Annotated in this window: 11 protein-coding genes and 2 tRNA genes; 4 read left to right on the top strand and 9 right to left on the bottom strand. The window is 68.0% G+C overall.

From position 1 onward, the window contains the following. From RMO12_RS01170 to uvrC, 9 genes are all read right to left on the bottom strand, one after another. Nucleotides 1-493, bottom strand: a 493-nt coding sequence (locus tag RMO12_RS01170) for an Arm DNA-binding domain-containing protein (protein WP_309637894.1), incomplete at its 3' end; no start/stop codon positions are given. Nucleotides 494-665: 172 nt separating this feature from the next. Next, nucleotides 666-741: transfer RNA gene (locus tag RMO12_RS01165), tRNA-His, on the bottom strand. A gap of 29 nt (nucleotides 742-770) precedes the next feature. Continuing rightward, nucleotides 771-2,693 (bottom strand): SurA N-terminal domain-containing protein, encoded by a 1,923-nt coding sequence (locus RMO12_RS01160; protein ID WP_309637893.1) that lies wholly within the window; start codon nucleotides 2,691-2,693, stop codon nucleotides 771-773. Nucleotides 2,694-2,825: 132 nt separating this feature from the next. Beyond that, nucleotides 2,826-2,901: transfer RNA gene (locus RMO12_RS01155), tRNA-Val, on the bottom strand. A gap of 10 nt (nucleotides 2,902-2,911) precedes the next feature. Further along, nucleotides 2,912-3,184: an HU family DNA-binding protein gene (locus tag RMO12_RS01150; RefSeq protein ID WP_309625602.1), complete on the bottom strand. Its 273-nt coding sequence runs from the start codon at nucleotides 3,182-3,184 to the stop codon at nucleotides 2,912-2,914. Between the two features lie 286 nt (nucleotides 3,185-3,470). After that, on the bottom strand, nucleotides 3,471-4,364 hold the full coding sequence (locus RMO12_RS01145; RefSeq protein ID WP_309637892.1) for a DMT family transporter: 894 nt from the start codon (nucleotides 4,362-4,364) through the stop codon (nucleotides 3,471-3,473). Further along, nucleotides 4,364-4,930 (bottom strand): CDP-diacylglycerol--glycerol-3-phosphate 3-phosphatidyltransferase, encoded by a 567-nt coding sequence (gene pgsA, locus RMO12_RS01140; RefSeq protein WP_309637891.1) that lies wholly within the window; start codon nucleotides 4,928-4,930, stop codon nucleotides 4,364-4,366. Before pgsA ends, RMO12_RS01145 begins: the two co-directional genes overlap by 1 nt. 26 nt (nucleotides 4,931-4,956) lie before the next feature. Further along, nucleotides 4,957-5,334, bottom strand: a complete 378-nt coding sequence (locus tag RMO12_RS01135) for a hypothetical protein (RefSeq protein WP_309637890.1) — start codon at nucleotides 5,332-5,334, stop codon at nucleotides 4,957-4,959. A gap of 160 nt (nucleotides 5,335-5,494) precedes the next feature. After that, a complete protein-coding gene (gene uvrC, locus RMO12_RS01130; protein WP_309637889.1) occupies nucleotides 5,495-7,459 on the bottom strand; it encodes an excinuclease ABC subunit UvrC in 1,965 nt (654 codons plus the stop codon). Nucleotides 7,460-7,731: 272 nt separating this feature from the next. Here uvrC and earP point away from each other — a divergent pair, with 272 nt between their 5' ends. From earP to mnmC, 4 genes are all read left to right on the top strand, one after another. After that, nucleotides 7,732-8,841 carry an elongation factor P maturation arginine rhamnosyltransferase EarP gene (gene earP, locus RMO12_RS01125; RefSeq protein WP_309626713.1) on the top strand — a complete coding sequence of 370 codons (1,110 nt, stop codon included), beginning with the start codon at nucleotides 7,732-7,734 and terminating at the stop codon, nucleotides 8,839-8,841. A 90-nt stretch (nucleotides 8,842-8,931) separates the two neighbouring features. Beyond that, nucleotides 8,932-9,486, top strand: coding sequence for an elongation factor P (gene efp, locus RMO12_RS01120; RefSeq protein ID WP_309626714.1), 555 nt, complete (start codon nucleotides 8,932-8,934; stop codon nucleotides 9,484-9,486). 108 nt (nucleotides 9,487-9,594) lie between these two features. Further along, nucleotides 9,595-10,545 carry a heme-dependent oxidative N-demethylase subunit alpha family protein gene (locus RMO12_RS01115; RefSeq protein WP_309626715.1) on the top strand — a complete coding sequence of 317 codons (951 nt, stop codon included), beginning with the start codon at nucleotides 9,595-9,597 and terminating at the stop codon, nucleotides 10,543-10,545. Next, a complete protein-coding gene (gene mnmC, locus RMO12_RS01110) occupies nucleotides 10,542-12,515 on the top strand; it encodes an FAD-dependent 5-carboxymethylaminomethyl-2-thiouridine(34) oxidoreductase MnmC (protein WP_309637888.1) in 1,974 nt (657 codons plus the stop codon). Before RMO12_RS01115 ends, mnmC begins: the two co-directional genes overlap by 4 nt. Nucleotides 12,516-12,519: the final 4 nt, after the last annotated feature.

Raw genomic sequence — 12,519 nt, 5'->3', positions numbered from 1 at the left:
GCAGTTCGCGTACCCCGCGGTTCTCGACCCGACGCAGGGTCTGCAGGAGCATGGGCGCGCCGATCTGGGACAGGGGCAGTTTGCCCAACCAGGGGAACACATCCTTGCTCAACCGCTCCAGCCAGCGCTTGGTGTAGTGGTCGCTCCAGCCGGCCCTCTTCGCAGCGTGGAACTCGCGCGCGGCGACTTCGAACGTCGCGTCGGCATCGAACCGGGAACTGAGGCGCTCGACTTGGCGCTCAAGAACCGGATCGGCGCCACGCTGCTGTTGCTTCCTCGCGTCGTCGCGAGCGGCACGGGCCTCTTTCAGCCCGACGTCGGGATAGCCGCCGATCGCAAGGCGCTTCTCCTTGCCATCGAAACGGTACTTCCAGAACCAACGCTTCGAACCCGATGACGCGACCTCCAAGTAGAGGCCACTCGCGTCAGCGAGTCGGACACGGACCTTGCCCTCGGTACAGAGGGCGTTCTTGCATTGTTTGTCGGTGAGCATGGGGGAACAAACTCCGGATCGGCAGAAAAACTGCCGTCCGTTCCCCCAGATGTTCCCCCGGATTCGCTGCGCTGCCGTGAGTTGGCAGGAACCCTCCTGACACAAACGACCTGCTAAGTCGTTGATTTTGCGTGGAGGTTGGGTCTGTATGAAACCGTATGGAGCGGAATCTTGGGGTGGCTGATGGGGCTCGAACCCACGACAACAGGAATCACAATCCTGGACTCTACCAACTGAGCTACAGCCACCACAGAAGCACGAATTATAGCGGCGCGGCTCAGCGCACCGGCGCCTCCGACACGACCGCTGCAGGCATCACCGCATCTGCGGTGACGCGCGCCTTGTAGCGCTGCTTCAAGGCGTCGTAGTACGCCTCGGTTTCTGCTGCGCCCCACACTTGCGCATATTGCGACTGAAGGCGCTGCGCGTCGCCGCTGGCTGGATCGCGCGGCAGCAGCTTGTCGATGCGCGCCACCGCATAGCCTTGCGTGCCGAGGTCGACGCCCACCCAAGCCGGCAGCTTGGTTGTCGGCGCCTTCATGACGGCGTCGAGCAGTTCCCGCGAGAGCCCCTGGGCCTGTCCACGAGACACGGCGACCGTCGGCGCCAGTGTGTCGGCGGCGCCACCGTCCCTCCATGCCGCGAGCTTGGTTTCGCCGGCCTTGCGCGCCAGCGCAGCGGCTTGCTCGGCCTGCACGCGCAAGCGCACCAAGTCCTTCACCTCGGCCAGCGGGAGCTTGCGCGCCGGCGCGTAATCGACGATGCGTCCCGCCGCGAGTTGATTGGCCCCGGTCTCGACAGCTTCGGTGTTGCGCTTGTTGCGCACCACCTCATCGCTGAACAGCGCGTTCAGAAACTTCGGACTCGCAAGCGCTCCGGTCGCCCCCTGGGCCGCAAAACGGGTCACGGCCGTGGCCGTGCGGATCGGCAGCGCGAGTTTCTCGGCCACCGGCTTGAGGCTGTCGGACTGCTCGTACGCGGTGTTCGTGAAGCTGTCGGCCGCCTCGGTGAACTTGCGCTGGACCAGCGGTTGCTTGAGCGCGGCCTCGATCTCGGCCTTGACCGTCTCGAACGGCTTTTTGTCGCCGCCACGCGCCTGCGTCAACTGAATGATGTGGTATCCGTACTCGCTTTCAACCGGGTCGCTGATCTGCGACGGCTTCAAGTTGAAGGCCGCGTCTGCAAATGGCTTCACCATCGCGTCGCGCGTAAAGAACCCGAGGTCACCGCCTTGAGTCGATGACGGGTCGTCCGAATTCTTTTTGGCCAACTCGGCGAATCGCGCCGGGGCCTTGCGGAGCTCGGCGAGCACAGCGTTCGCCTTTGCCTTGGCCTTCTCGCGCGCCGCGTCGCCGGCCTTCTTGTCCACGGCAAATAAAATATGGCTGGCGCGCCGCTCGTCCGGTGCCGTGTAGAGCTTGGCGTTGTCGGCATAGTGCTTGCGTAACTCTTCGTCGCTCACCGTGATGCCGGCCTTCAGGGCCTCGAGGTCGAGCACGACGTATTCGATCGAAGCACGCTCGGGGGCCTGGAAGTCGGTCAGGTGCGCAGGGTCGCTGTAGTAGGCCTCGACCTCGGCATCGGTGGGCTTGGCCTTGGCGGCGTAGTCCTTCATGTCGAAGCGCGCGACGCGTACCTCGCGACGCTGCAGCAGTGCGTCAAGCGCCGTGTTGGACACCACCACCGGGGCAAGCGTCGTCGCGGCCACGCCCGAAAGCACCTGGCGCATCGCGAGATCCTGGCGCAGTTGCTGCTCGAATCGCTCGGCACTCGAGCCCTGGGCCTGCAGCAGTTCGGTGTTCAGGCTGCCGTCGGGCTTGCGCAGAAAAGCCAGTTGCGGGTCGGTGGCGAACATGCGCTGCAAGCGCTCGTCGCCGGCTCCCAGCCGAAGCTTGTCGGCGGCCACCGCCAGCACGCGCTCGCGCATCACCGCCTCGAGCGTCTGCAGCTTCATCTGCGGCGTGTCGAACAGCTTCACGTCGACCTCTGGCGACTGCGCCCGCACGCGCTCGATCTGGCGTCGGTGGGCAGCGTCCCATTCGGCCTGCGTGATCGATTGTCCAGCCACCTTGGCGACCGTGGTCGTGCCGGCGCTGAAGCTGCTGTAGCCCTGGATGCCGAAGAACACGAACGACGGGAAGATCAGCAGCACGAGCACGAACTGCAACAAGCGCATGTGCGAGCGGACGAATTCAAACATCGGAAACCTCGGGTGAACACGGATGCCAGCCCTACGCGAAAAAGGCGAACCAAGGTTCGCCTTTGTAGGGGCCGATGCCACTCGATTCTATCGGAGCGATGAGTGTCGTCGCGTCGACATCGGACTTGCGCTTGGTGGGTGCTGAGGGGCTCGAACCCCCGACCTACGCCTTGTAAGGGCGCCGCTCTACCAGCTGAGCTAAGCACCCGTTGGGGGGTTCAGTTCAGCGCGTCTTTAAGCGCCTTGCCTGGGCGGAACTTCGGCACCTTGGCTGCCTTGATTTTGATCGTGTCACCGGTGCGCGGATTGCGCCCGCTGCGCGCCGCACGCTTGCTCACGGCAAATGTGCCGAAGCCGACGAGCGACACGCTGCCGCCCTTCTTGAGCGTGGTGCGCACGCCGCCAATCAGGGCCTCGAGCGCGCGTGTCGCTGCGGCCTTCGAGATGTCGGCCTGCTTGGCGATGTGTTCGATCAGTTCAGTCTTGTTCACGAAAGTACCCCCTCTGAAGGTGTCTCTGTACGGTGAAAGGTGGCGGGACCCTGCCCGCAGGGATGCGCTAAAGACGGCCGCGTCAGCTGCGCGATGATTACAGCGGCGAGCCCGCGGGGTGTCAAGCGGGAACACGATTCTATGCGTGTCCCCCATGAGAAAGTACTCGCGCATCGCGTGGAGAACGCGCGCAACTCGCGCTTGACGTCTGAGGGTGTGCGCTCCACAGCGCAGTGACTGACTCGATGTGAAACAGCATGCCGCCACCGCCACGCGGGCGTCTACTTCACTTGCCCAAGCGCGTCGAGCGCACCACCAGCGCCACGCCGAGGGCGGTCAGCGCCAGGCCGGCCAGCACGCCGCGCGCAAGCGACTCGCCGAACAACGCCCAGCCCATCAGCGCGGTGCATGGCGGGACAAGGTACATCAGGCTGGTCACCGCCGTGGCGGCACCGCGCTGTATCAGCAGGTAGAGCAGCGAGCCGCCACCCAGCGTCAGCACGAGTACCGACCAGGCCATGGCACCCAGCAGCTGCGGTTGCCAGTCGATCGCGCCGGGCTCCAGCCAAGCCAGCGGCAGCGTAAGCGCGAGTGCGGCCATCAGTTGCACCGTAATGGCCGTGCGCACATCGCAGGGCGCGACAAAGCGTTTCTGGTAGAGCGTGCCGCTGGTGATGCTGAGCAGCGCGCCGATCGCGAGCGCCAGGTTCACGGCCGTGACTTCGCCGCTGCCCAGCTTGTGGCCGACCACCAGCAGCAGGCCGGTAAGTCCGAGCGCCAAGCCCAGCCACTGCGCGCGCGTGACGCGCTCACCGCGCTCGCCCTGGGCGCTCAACCACAGGGCGGTGAGCACCGGCTGCAAGCCGACGATCAACGCCACCGTGCCGGCCCCGATGCCGGCCTTGACCGCAGCCCACACGCCGCCCAGGTAGCCGGCATGCATCAACGCGCCGGTGATCGCCAGATGAAGCCATTGCACACGCCCGAGCGGCCACGCTGCCCGCGCCAGCAGCACCCACACGGCAAAGCACAGGATCGACAGCAGGTAGCGCACCGCCAGGAAGGTCAGCGGCGGCGCATGCGGCATGCCGTAGCGCGCGACGATGAAGCCGGTGCTCCACACGAGCACGAACACGACCGGCATGGCGCGGATCAGCGCCACGCGATGATCGCCAGTCATCAACGCGCCTTTGCGCGTATCTCGGGCAGCGCCTTTTGCAGGTAATAGACCATCGACCAGATGGTCAGCGTCGCCGCGACGACGATCAGCACGGTGCCCCAGCGCTGCGTGTCGATCAGGCCGAACAAGCGCCCGTGGAACAGCAGGAACGGAATGGCCACCATCTGGACCGTCGTCTTGAGCTTGCCGAGCATGTGGACCGCCACGCTGCGCGAAGCGCCGATCTGCGCCATCCATTCGCGCAAGGCGGAAATGGCGATCTCGCGGCCGATGATCACCAGTGCGATCAGCGTGTGCAACCGCCCCAGGTGCACGAGCACCAGCAGCGCCGCGCACACCAGAATCTTGTCGGCCACCGGGTCGAGGAAGGCGCCGAATGACGAAGTCTGGTTGAGCCGGCGCGCGAGGTAGCCGTCGGCCCAGTCGGTGAGCGCCACGACGACGAACAGCACGGTGGCGATCAGGTTCTGCGACGTCGGCTCGACGTCGAGGTAGAACACGCCGACGATCAGCGGGATCGCGAGGATGCGCGCCCAGGTCAGCAGTGTTGGCAGGGTAAAGAACATGCGGGCATTGTGCCCGCGGGGGTGGCTCACTCGTCCATGCTGCGCGGCTTGAACTTGCGCTCGTCGTTGAACAGGAAGGTCTCGGTGAATTTCCACGGCCGCGGCAACCGGGAGACGTCGCCGAACGGCGCCGCGCGCTTGACCGCATCGATGGCCAACTGCACCGTGTCGGGCGCCTGCCGGGGCGGGCGCAGCACGTCGACGCGGCGCACGCTGCCATCGGCGTTGAGTTCCACCTCGAGCACCGGTATGGCGAGCAACACGTCGGGCACCTTGCCGCCGTAGGTCATGCCGGGACTGGCCGCGACGATGCGCTGCGCGGCCTGGGCCTTGAGCTGCGCCAGCGAGCGCGGCGTGTCGGGCGCACCGAGCGCGCGGTTCGCTGGCGCAGGCACCGGGCGCACGGTGGTGGGCGCCGCCGGTGCAGGCTGGCTGGGTTGCCGGGGCGCGGGCGGCGGTGGCGGCTGCCCTGCGCAGCCAGCGATCAGGCTCGCCACGGCAACCCACAACAGAGGCCAGCCGACGTGTCGCCGGGCATGCCGGGACACAGGGCGCGCGGGTCGTTCAATGCAGTACACGGTAGATCTCCTCGGCCAGTTCCTTCGAGATGCCCTCGACGCCGCGCAGATCATCGACGCTCGCGTTGACGACGCCTCGCACGCCGCCAAAACGCGACAGCAACTTCGCACGTTTCTTCGGTCCGATGCCGGCGATGTCTTCGAGCTGGCTGCCGCCGGTGCGCACGCTCGCGCGGCGTGCGCGCATGCCGGTGATGGCAAAGCGGTGCGCCTCGTCGCGGATCTGTGCCACCAGCATGAGTGCTGCCGACTCCTTGCCCAGGCCGATCTTGTCGCGGCCATCGGCGAACACGAGCTCCTCCATGCCGACCTTGCGGCCCTCGCCCTTTTCCACCCCGGCAATCAATGCGAGATCGAGCCCGAGTTCCTGGAACACCTCGCGCGCCATTGAAACCTGGCCCTTGCCACCGTCGACCAGCACCAAGTCGGGCAGCCGCGCCTCGCCCCTGGCAGCCGCCTCGGCGAGCTTGGTATAGCGCCGCGTGAGCACCTGGCGCATGGCGGCATAGTCGTCGCCCGGCGTAATACCTTCGATGTTGTAGCGGCGGTATTGCGAGGACTGCATCTTGTGCTGCTCGAACACCACGCACGATGCCTGAGTCGATTCACCGGCGGTATGGCTGATGTCGAAACACTCGATGCGGAAGGTGTCCAGATCGTCGGGTGCGAGGTCGAGCGCGTCGACCAGGGCATGCGTGCGCGCGCGCTGCGAGCCCTCTTCACCGAGCAACTGGGCCAGCTTGATGTGCGCGTTCTGGGTCGCCATCTCGAGCCAGACCCGGCGGTGGTCGCGCGGCTGGTGTTGCACGCTCACGCGCACGCCGCTCGCATCGCCGAGCGCTTCCAGGAGCGACTTGTCGATCGCGTGGCTGGTCACCAGCAGCGGCGGTGCGCTGCCGTCGAGGTAATGCTGCGCAATGAAGGCTTCGAGTACCTGCACTTCGACTTGCGCCGCCGGTGGGGTGCTCACGCTGCCCTCGCCGTCGATGCCCGCCAGCGCGCTGGCTTCCTCCACATGCGTCGGGAAGTACGGTCGGTCGCCAAGGTGCCGCCCTCCGCGCACCATCGCCAGGTTGACGCAGGCGCGCCCGCCCTGCACCACCGCCGCCAGGATGTCGGCGTCCTTGTCGAAAGCGGCATCGGCATTGGTTTCGACCGACTGCTGATGCAGCACCCGGGCGAGCGCGGCCAGTTGGTTGCGAATCTCGCCGGCCTTCTCGTACTCCTGCGCCTGCGCATGCGCCAGCATGCGCGCCTGCAACGCGTCCATCACCTCCTGCTGTTCTCCCTGCAGGAAACGCTCGGCATTGGCCACGTCGCTCGCGTAGTGGTCAGCCTCGATCGCCTGCACGCAGGGGGCCGAGCAGCGTTTGATCTGGTACAGCAGGCACGGCCGGGTGCGGTGGTTGAACACCGTGTCCTCGCAAGTGCGGAGTCGAAACACCTTCTGCAGCAGCTGGATCGTCTCCTTGACGGCCCAGGCGCTCGGGTAGGGGCCGTAGTAACGGTGGCGCTTGTCGACCGCGCCGCGGTAGTACGCCATGCGCGGATAGGCGTGCGAGGCGAGCTTGAGGTAGGGATAGCTCTTGTCGTCACGAAACAGGATGTTGAACTTCGGGTGCTGCGTCTTGATGAGGTTGTTTTCGAGCAGCAGCGCCTCGGCTTCGGAGCGCACCACCGTCGTTTCGAGCCGCGCGATCTTGCCCACCATGTGGCCGGTGCGCGTGCCGCCGTGATTCTTCTGGAAGTAGCTAGACACGCGCTTTTTGAGATTGCGCGCCTTGCCGACATAGAGCAGCGCGCCCTGCGCGTCGAAATAACGGTAGACGCCTGGGAGGCTGGGCAGCGCAGCGACATCGCCCAGCAGGCGCTCGTGCAGCGCGTCGAGCGCGGCTGGCACGGGCGGCGTCGGCGGCGATGCGGTTTCGAGCGAAGGTGCGGGCTCGTTCATGACGCCCGATTGTGCCGACCGCGCAGCGTCAAAAGCACGCGAGCAGCCACCCGGACACGAGCACTGCGAGCAGCATGCCGAGAAAGCGCGCAGGGAACAGCGCAGACACCGCCGCCCGCAACACCCGCTGGCAGCGACTTGCGGGGCTGACCAGCTACCCGTCGGACAACCCACAGCGAATGCCGCAACCACGGCGCGGGCGGCAGCGCCTGGAGCAAGGCGGTGATCTGGTCGATCGTCACGCGCGAGTCGTGGCTTCGATAATCCGCACCATGCAGCCTGCGGGTATCGGCGAAGCGCTCGACTGGGATCTCTTTTGCCGCGTGATCGACAACCACGGCGACCTCGGCGTGTGCTGGCGGCTCGCCCGGCGCCTGGCAGCGCTCGGGCAGCGCGTGCGGCTGTGGGTGGATGACGCATCGGCACTAGCCTGGATGGCGCCGCACGGTGCTCACGGTGTGCGCGTGCTGCCGTGGCGTGAGCCGGTAGCGGGCGAGCGCGCAGGCGACGTGGTGGTCGAGGCCTTCGGTTGCAATCCGCCGCCGGCCTTTGTCGCGCGCATGGCCGCGGGCACACCGCCGCCGGTGTGGATCAACCTCGAATACCTGAGCGCTGAAGGCCATGCCGAGCGCAGCCACGGTCTCGCGTCGCCGCAGGCCAGCGGGCCGGGCGCCGGGTTGACGAAATGGTTCTTCTACCCGGGCTTCACGGCTCGAGGCGGTGGCCTGCTGCTCGAAGACGACCTGCCTGCGCAGCGCGACGGCTTCGATGCCACTGCGGGGCTCGCAGCGCTGGGCGCCGCGCCGCAAGCGGGCCAGCGCATCAGCCTGTTCGGCTACGAGCAGCCCGCACTGGGCGCCTGGCTCGAGGCTTGGCAGCGCGAGCCCACGCAGCTGCTGGTCGCGCCCGGCGCGCCGGCCCGCCAGGTGGCCAGCTGGCTGGGCGCATCGGCCGACGCCGGCAGCATGGTCCAGCGCGGGCAGTTGCAAGCGCATTTCTTACCCTGGCTGACGCAGCCCGGCTACGACCGCCTGCTGTGGAGCTGCACGCTCAACCACGTGCGCGGCGAAGACTCGCTGGTGCGCGCGCTGTGGGCCGGGCGGCCGTTTGTCTGGCAGCTCTATGCGCAGTCCGACGGTGCCCATCGCGCCAAGCTCGAGGCCTTTCTCGACCTCTACTTGGAAGGCGCCGCGCCCGCGCTGGCGCGTTCTCTGCGCGCACGCTTTCGCGGCTGCAATGGCGGCGATGCCGCACCCACGCCAGTGGACGCCATCGCCTGGCAGGCGCACGCCCGCGGGCGCAGCGCCGCGCTTCAGGCCGCCAGCACGCAGGGCGGCGACCTGGCCAGCCGGCTTTACGGCTTCGCTCGCGGCAAACGCTAAAATGCTGGGCTTTGCGCGCAGAGGTTGCTCCGCCGTGCATGCAAAGCTCGAGGGCCCGGAGCGGCCCGTCACGCAACACAGGACTCGACAATGAAAACCGCACAGGAAATCCGCGCCGGCAACGTGATCATGCAGGGCAAGGACCCGATGGTCGTGCTCAAGACCGAATACAGCCGTGGCGGGCGCAACTCCGCCACGGTACGCATGAAGATGAAGAGCCTGCTCAACGGCTCCGGCGCCGAGCTGGTGTTCAAGGCCGACGACAAGATGGACCAGATCGTGCTCGAGAAGAAGGACTGCACCTACACCTACTTCGCGGACCCGATGTATGTGTTCATGGACGCCGAGTACAACCAGTTCGAGGTCGAGGCCGAGAACATGGGCGACGCGATCCAGTACCTCGAGGACGCGATGCAGGTCGAAGTGGTGTTCTACGACGGCAAGGCGATCTCGGTGGAGGTGCCCACCAGCGTGGTGCGCGAGGTGATCTACACCGAGCCGGCTGTCAAGGGCGACACCTCGGGCAAGATCATGAAGCCGGCCAAGCTCGCGACCGGCTTTGAAGTGCCGGTGCCCATCTTCGTGGCCACCGGCGACAAGATAGAGATCGACACGCGCACCCACGAGTACCGCAAGCGCGTCTAAGCGCACGCGGCATCCGCCACGTTCGAACAAGCCCGCCGCGTGCGGGCTTGTTTGTTTTTTCCGGCTTTGCCGGCGTTGCGGCCAGTACACGCGCCCGCAGAATGCCGCATGCCCTTCGACTTCGACGCCGCCGTCAGCGCGCCGCATCGCATGCAGCCCGGCCTGCGCCTCCTGGCGGCCGGCACACGACAGTTGACGCCCTTGCATCCGCACGAGCGCACCTTCAAGGAAAAACTCGCAGTGCTGTCGTGCCATGCTCCGCAGGCCCTGCTCGTGGCGCCGGACTTCGACGCCGCCCCGGCGCTTTCGGCCCTGTGCCACCAGGCAGCACGCGAATGGCCCGACGCGTTTGGCTGGGACGGCGCGATCGCCAGTGCAGCGCAGCTTGGCTGGTCGGTGCGTCATGACACGCCGGTGGCGCTGGGCGAAAGCGCGCCGAGTGAGATCGGCGCCTGCCTCGCTGGCCTGCCGTCCGGCTGGCGCCTTGCAGGCCTGCTCGCGCTGGCGTTCGCCGAAGACCTGGCGATCGTCGATGCGCGCCGCGGGCGCATTGCCTGGCTCGCGGTGTGCCTGCCCTCGCACTGGGCGCCCGAAGAAAAGATCGGCCGCTCCTTTGCTGAAGTCCACGCCCCGGTGGCGGACAACGCGCTGCTCGTCAAGGCGGGCGACGCGCTGATCAAACTGGTCAGCGCAGGCGAGCGCTGGGAGCGCTTCGTGTGGACCGTCACCGCGCATGCGCACTTGCGTGCGCACCCACACGCGCACCCGCAGCTCCTGGCCGCCGAGCGCTGGCCGCCGGGGTGCGATGCCGGCAGGGTCGCGTCGCTGGCTCACTGGCGCACCGAACACCAGACCTTCATACCGCTGAAGGCGCTGCAGCAAGCCATCTTCACCATCCATGTGGAACAGCAGCCTCTCGCCACCGCCCTGCACACTCCCGGGCGCGCCGCGGCGCTGCATGCGGCGCTCGCGTCGATGAGCGATGCGGTGCTGGCCTACCGCGGCCTCGCGAGCGTGCGCGAGCCCTTGTTGCAGTGGCTCGCGGCGCGCGCCGCATGAAGACCGCGCCGATCACGCCGGGCACGCTGGCCAACACGTCCGAAGCCGCGTCGCAGGCACGGCGCATTGCCGGCCTTCATCTCCCGACGGGCGCAGCTCTGGCGTCGTCGCGCGAGGTCTTTCTCGCCGGCAACGGTCTGCCGGCGCGCTGGGTCGGGCGCGAGCGCTTCGTCATCCTGGCAACCGGCTTCGGCCTGGGCATCAACTTCCTCGCCAGCTGGGACGCGTGGCGGCGCGATCCACGGCGCTGCGAGCGCCTCGTGTTCGTGGCGATCGAAGGACACCCGCTCGGCCGCGACGACCTCGCGCGAGCGCACGCTGGCTCGGTGCTGCCCGAACTGTCGGCACGCCTCGTCGCCGCTTGGCCACTGGCCACGCCCAACCTGCACGCGCTCGACTTCGAAGGCGGCCGCGTCCAGTTGCTGCTCGGCTTCGGCGATTCCTCGCTGCTGCTGCGCCAACTGGTGGCCAGTGTCGACGCCTTCTTTCTCGACGAAGTGGAGACGGCGCGCCCTGCGCAGACCGGGTCGGCGGCGCTTGCGCGCCGGGTCGGTCGACTCGCGGTGCCGGGCTCGACCGTCGCGACAATGAGTTCATCGCGCGTGCTGCGCGACGGCCTAGCCGCAGCCGGCTTCGAGGTGACTTCGGCGCCGAGTTTCAACGGCACGCGCGACATCACGCTGGCGCGCTACGCGCCGCGTCATCACGCCGCGGCGCCACCGGGTGGGCTGCACGTCCATGCAGGCACGCGCGAAGCGCTCGTCATCGGTGCCGGGCTGGCCGGCTGCGCCGCGGCCTGGGCATTGGCGGCGCAGGGCTGGCGCTGCACCGTGCTCGAGCGTGAGCCTGCGCTGGCGAGCGCGACCTCTGGCAATGACGCCGGCATCTTTCACGGCAGCTTCAACGCCGATGACGGACCGCACGCCCGGCTGCACCGCGCGGCGGCGCTGCACACCCAGCGCCTGCTGGTGCCGTGGTTGGCCGATGGCCGCGTGCATGGCCAGCTCCTGGGCGTGCTGCGTCTCGAAGCGCGGCTTGGCGACGCGCAAGCCCGTGCCGCACTCGCCGCTCAGCAGCTGCCGCGCGACTATGTCGACTGGCTGCCTTGCAAGGCAGCACGGGCGGCGACCGGGCTCGCGCTGCCAAGCGGCGGCTGGTGGTATGGCGGCGCTGGCTGGTTGGCGCCGCGGGACTATGCGGCCACGCTGCTCACGGCCAGTGGCGCGCACCTGCAGTGCGGCGTGGCGGTCGCGCGCGTGTGCCGCGAGGGCGGCGTTTGGCAGGCGCTCGATGCGCTCGGTCGCGTGGTGGGCAGCGCGCCGGTGTTGGTGCTGGCCAATGCGCTCGACGCGCGTTGGCTCGTCGGCGGCGAGTTGCAGGCACTGTCGGCGGTGCGCGGTCAGCTCAGCAGCCTGCCCGCCGACGTCCCCGGCTTGCCACACGCGCAGGTGCCGGTGGCCGGTGACGGCTACCTGCTGCCACCGATCGAAGGCCGGCTGCTGTTCGGCGCCACCAGCCAGCGCGACGACGATGAGTGCGACCTGCGTGCGGCCGACCATCGCCAAAACCTGCTGCAACTCGCGCGGCTTTCGGGCAGCGGCGATGGCGACCGTGGCAACGGCAACGGCAGCGATAGCAACGCCGCGAACCGATGGCAGTCGCTGCCGTGGAGCGGCCGCGTCGGCTGGCGCGCCGTCACGCCCGACCGCCTGCCGCTGATCGGCGCGCTGTGCAATCTTGAAGCGCTGCGCGACGCCACGCGCGCCGACCACCCGCGCTTCGTGCCGCGCCGCCGCGACGCGTCGGGTGGCCTCTACGTCTTCAGCGGCCTGGGTTCGCGCGGCATCGCTTGGGCAGCGCTTGGCGCGCAGGTGCTCGCCTCCTGGGTGAGCGGCGCGCCCTGCCCGGTCGAAGCCGACTTGCGCGACGCGCTCGATCCGGCGCGCTACGCGCTGCGCCCGCCACGGTGACCGA

It is taken from the genome of Methylibium sp., from assembly GCF_031393925.1.
Taxonomy (GTDB): Bacteria; Pseudomonadota; Gammaproteobacteria; order Burkholderiales; family Burkholderiaceae_C; genus Methylibium.
The sequence above is the reverse complement of the archived record's forward strand: the minus strand, read 5'-3'. Positions and strand labels throughout refer to the sequence as shown.

Bases quoted from the DNA above. Each gene is read 5' to 3' on its own strand.
- earP (WP_309626713.1), top strand. From the start codon at position 7,732: ATGCAGCCTGCGGGTATCGGCGAAGCGCTCGACTGGGATCTCTTTTGC.
- pgsA (WP_309637891.1), bottom strand. From the start codon at position 4,930: ATGTTCTTTACCCTGCCAACACTGCTGACCTGGGCGCGCATCCTCGCG.
- uvrC (WP_309637889.1), bottom strand. From the start codon at position 7,459: ATGAACGAGCCCGCACCTTCGCTCGAAACCGCATCGCCGCCGACGCCG.
- mnmC (WP_309637888.1), top strand. From the start codon at position 10,542: ATGAAGACCGCGCCGATCACGCCGGGCACGCTGGCCAACACGTCCGAA.
- efp (WP_309626714.1), top strand. From the start codon at position 8,932: ATGAAAACCGCACAGGAAATCCGCGCCGGCAACGTGATCATGCAGGGC.
- RMO12_RS01145 (WP_309637892.1), bottom strand. From the start codon at position 4,364: ATGACTGGCGATCATCGCGTGGCGCTGATCCGCGCCATGCCGGTCGTG.
- RMO12_RS01160 (WP_309637893.1), bottom strand. From the start codon at position 2,693: ATGTTTGAATTCGTCCGCTCGCACATGCGCTTGTTGCAGTTCGTGCTC.
- RMO12_RS01115 (WP_309626715.1), top strand. From the start codon at position 9,595: ATGCCCTTCGACTTCGACGCCGCCGTCAGCGCGCCGCATCGCATGCAG.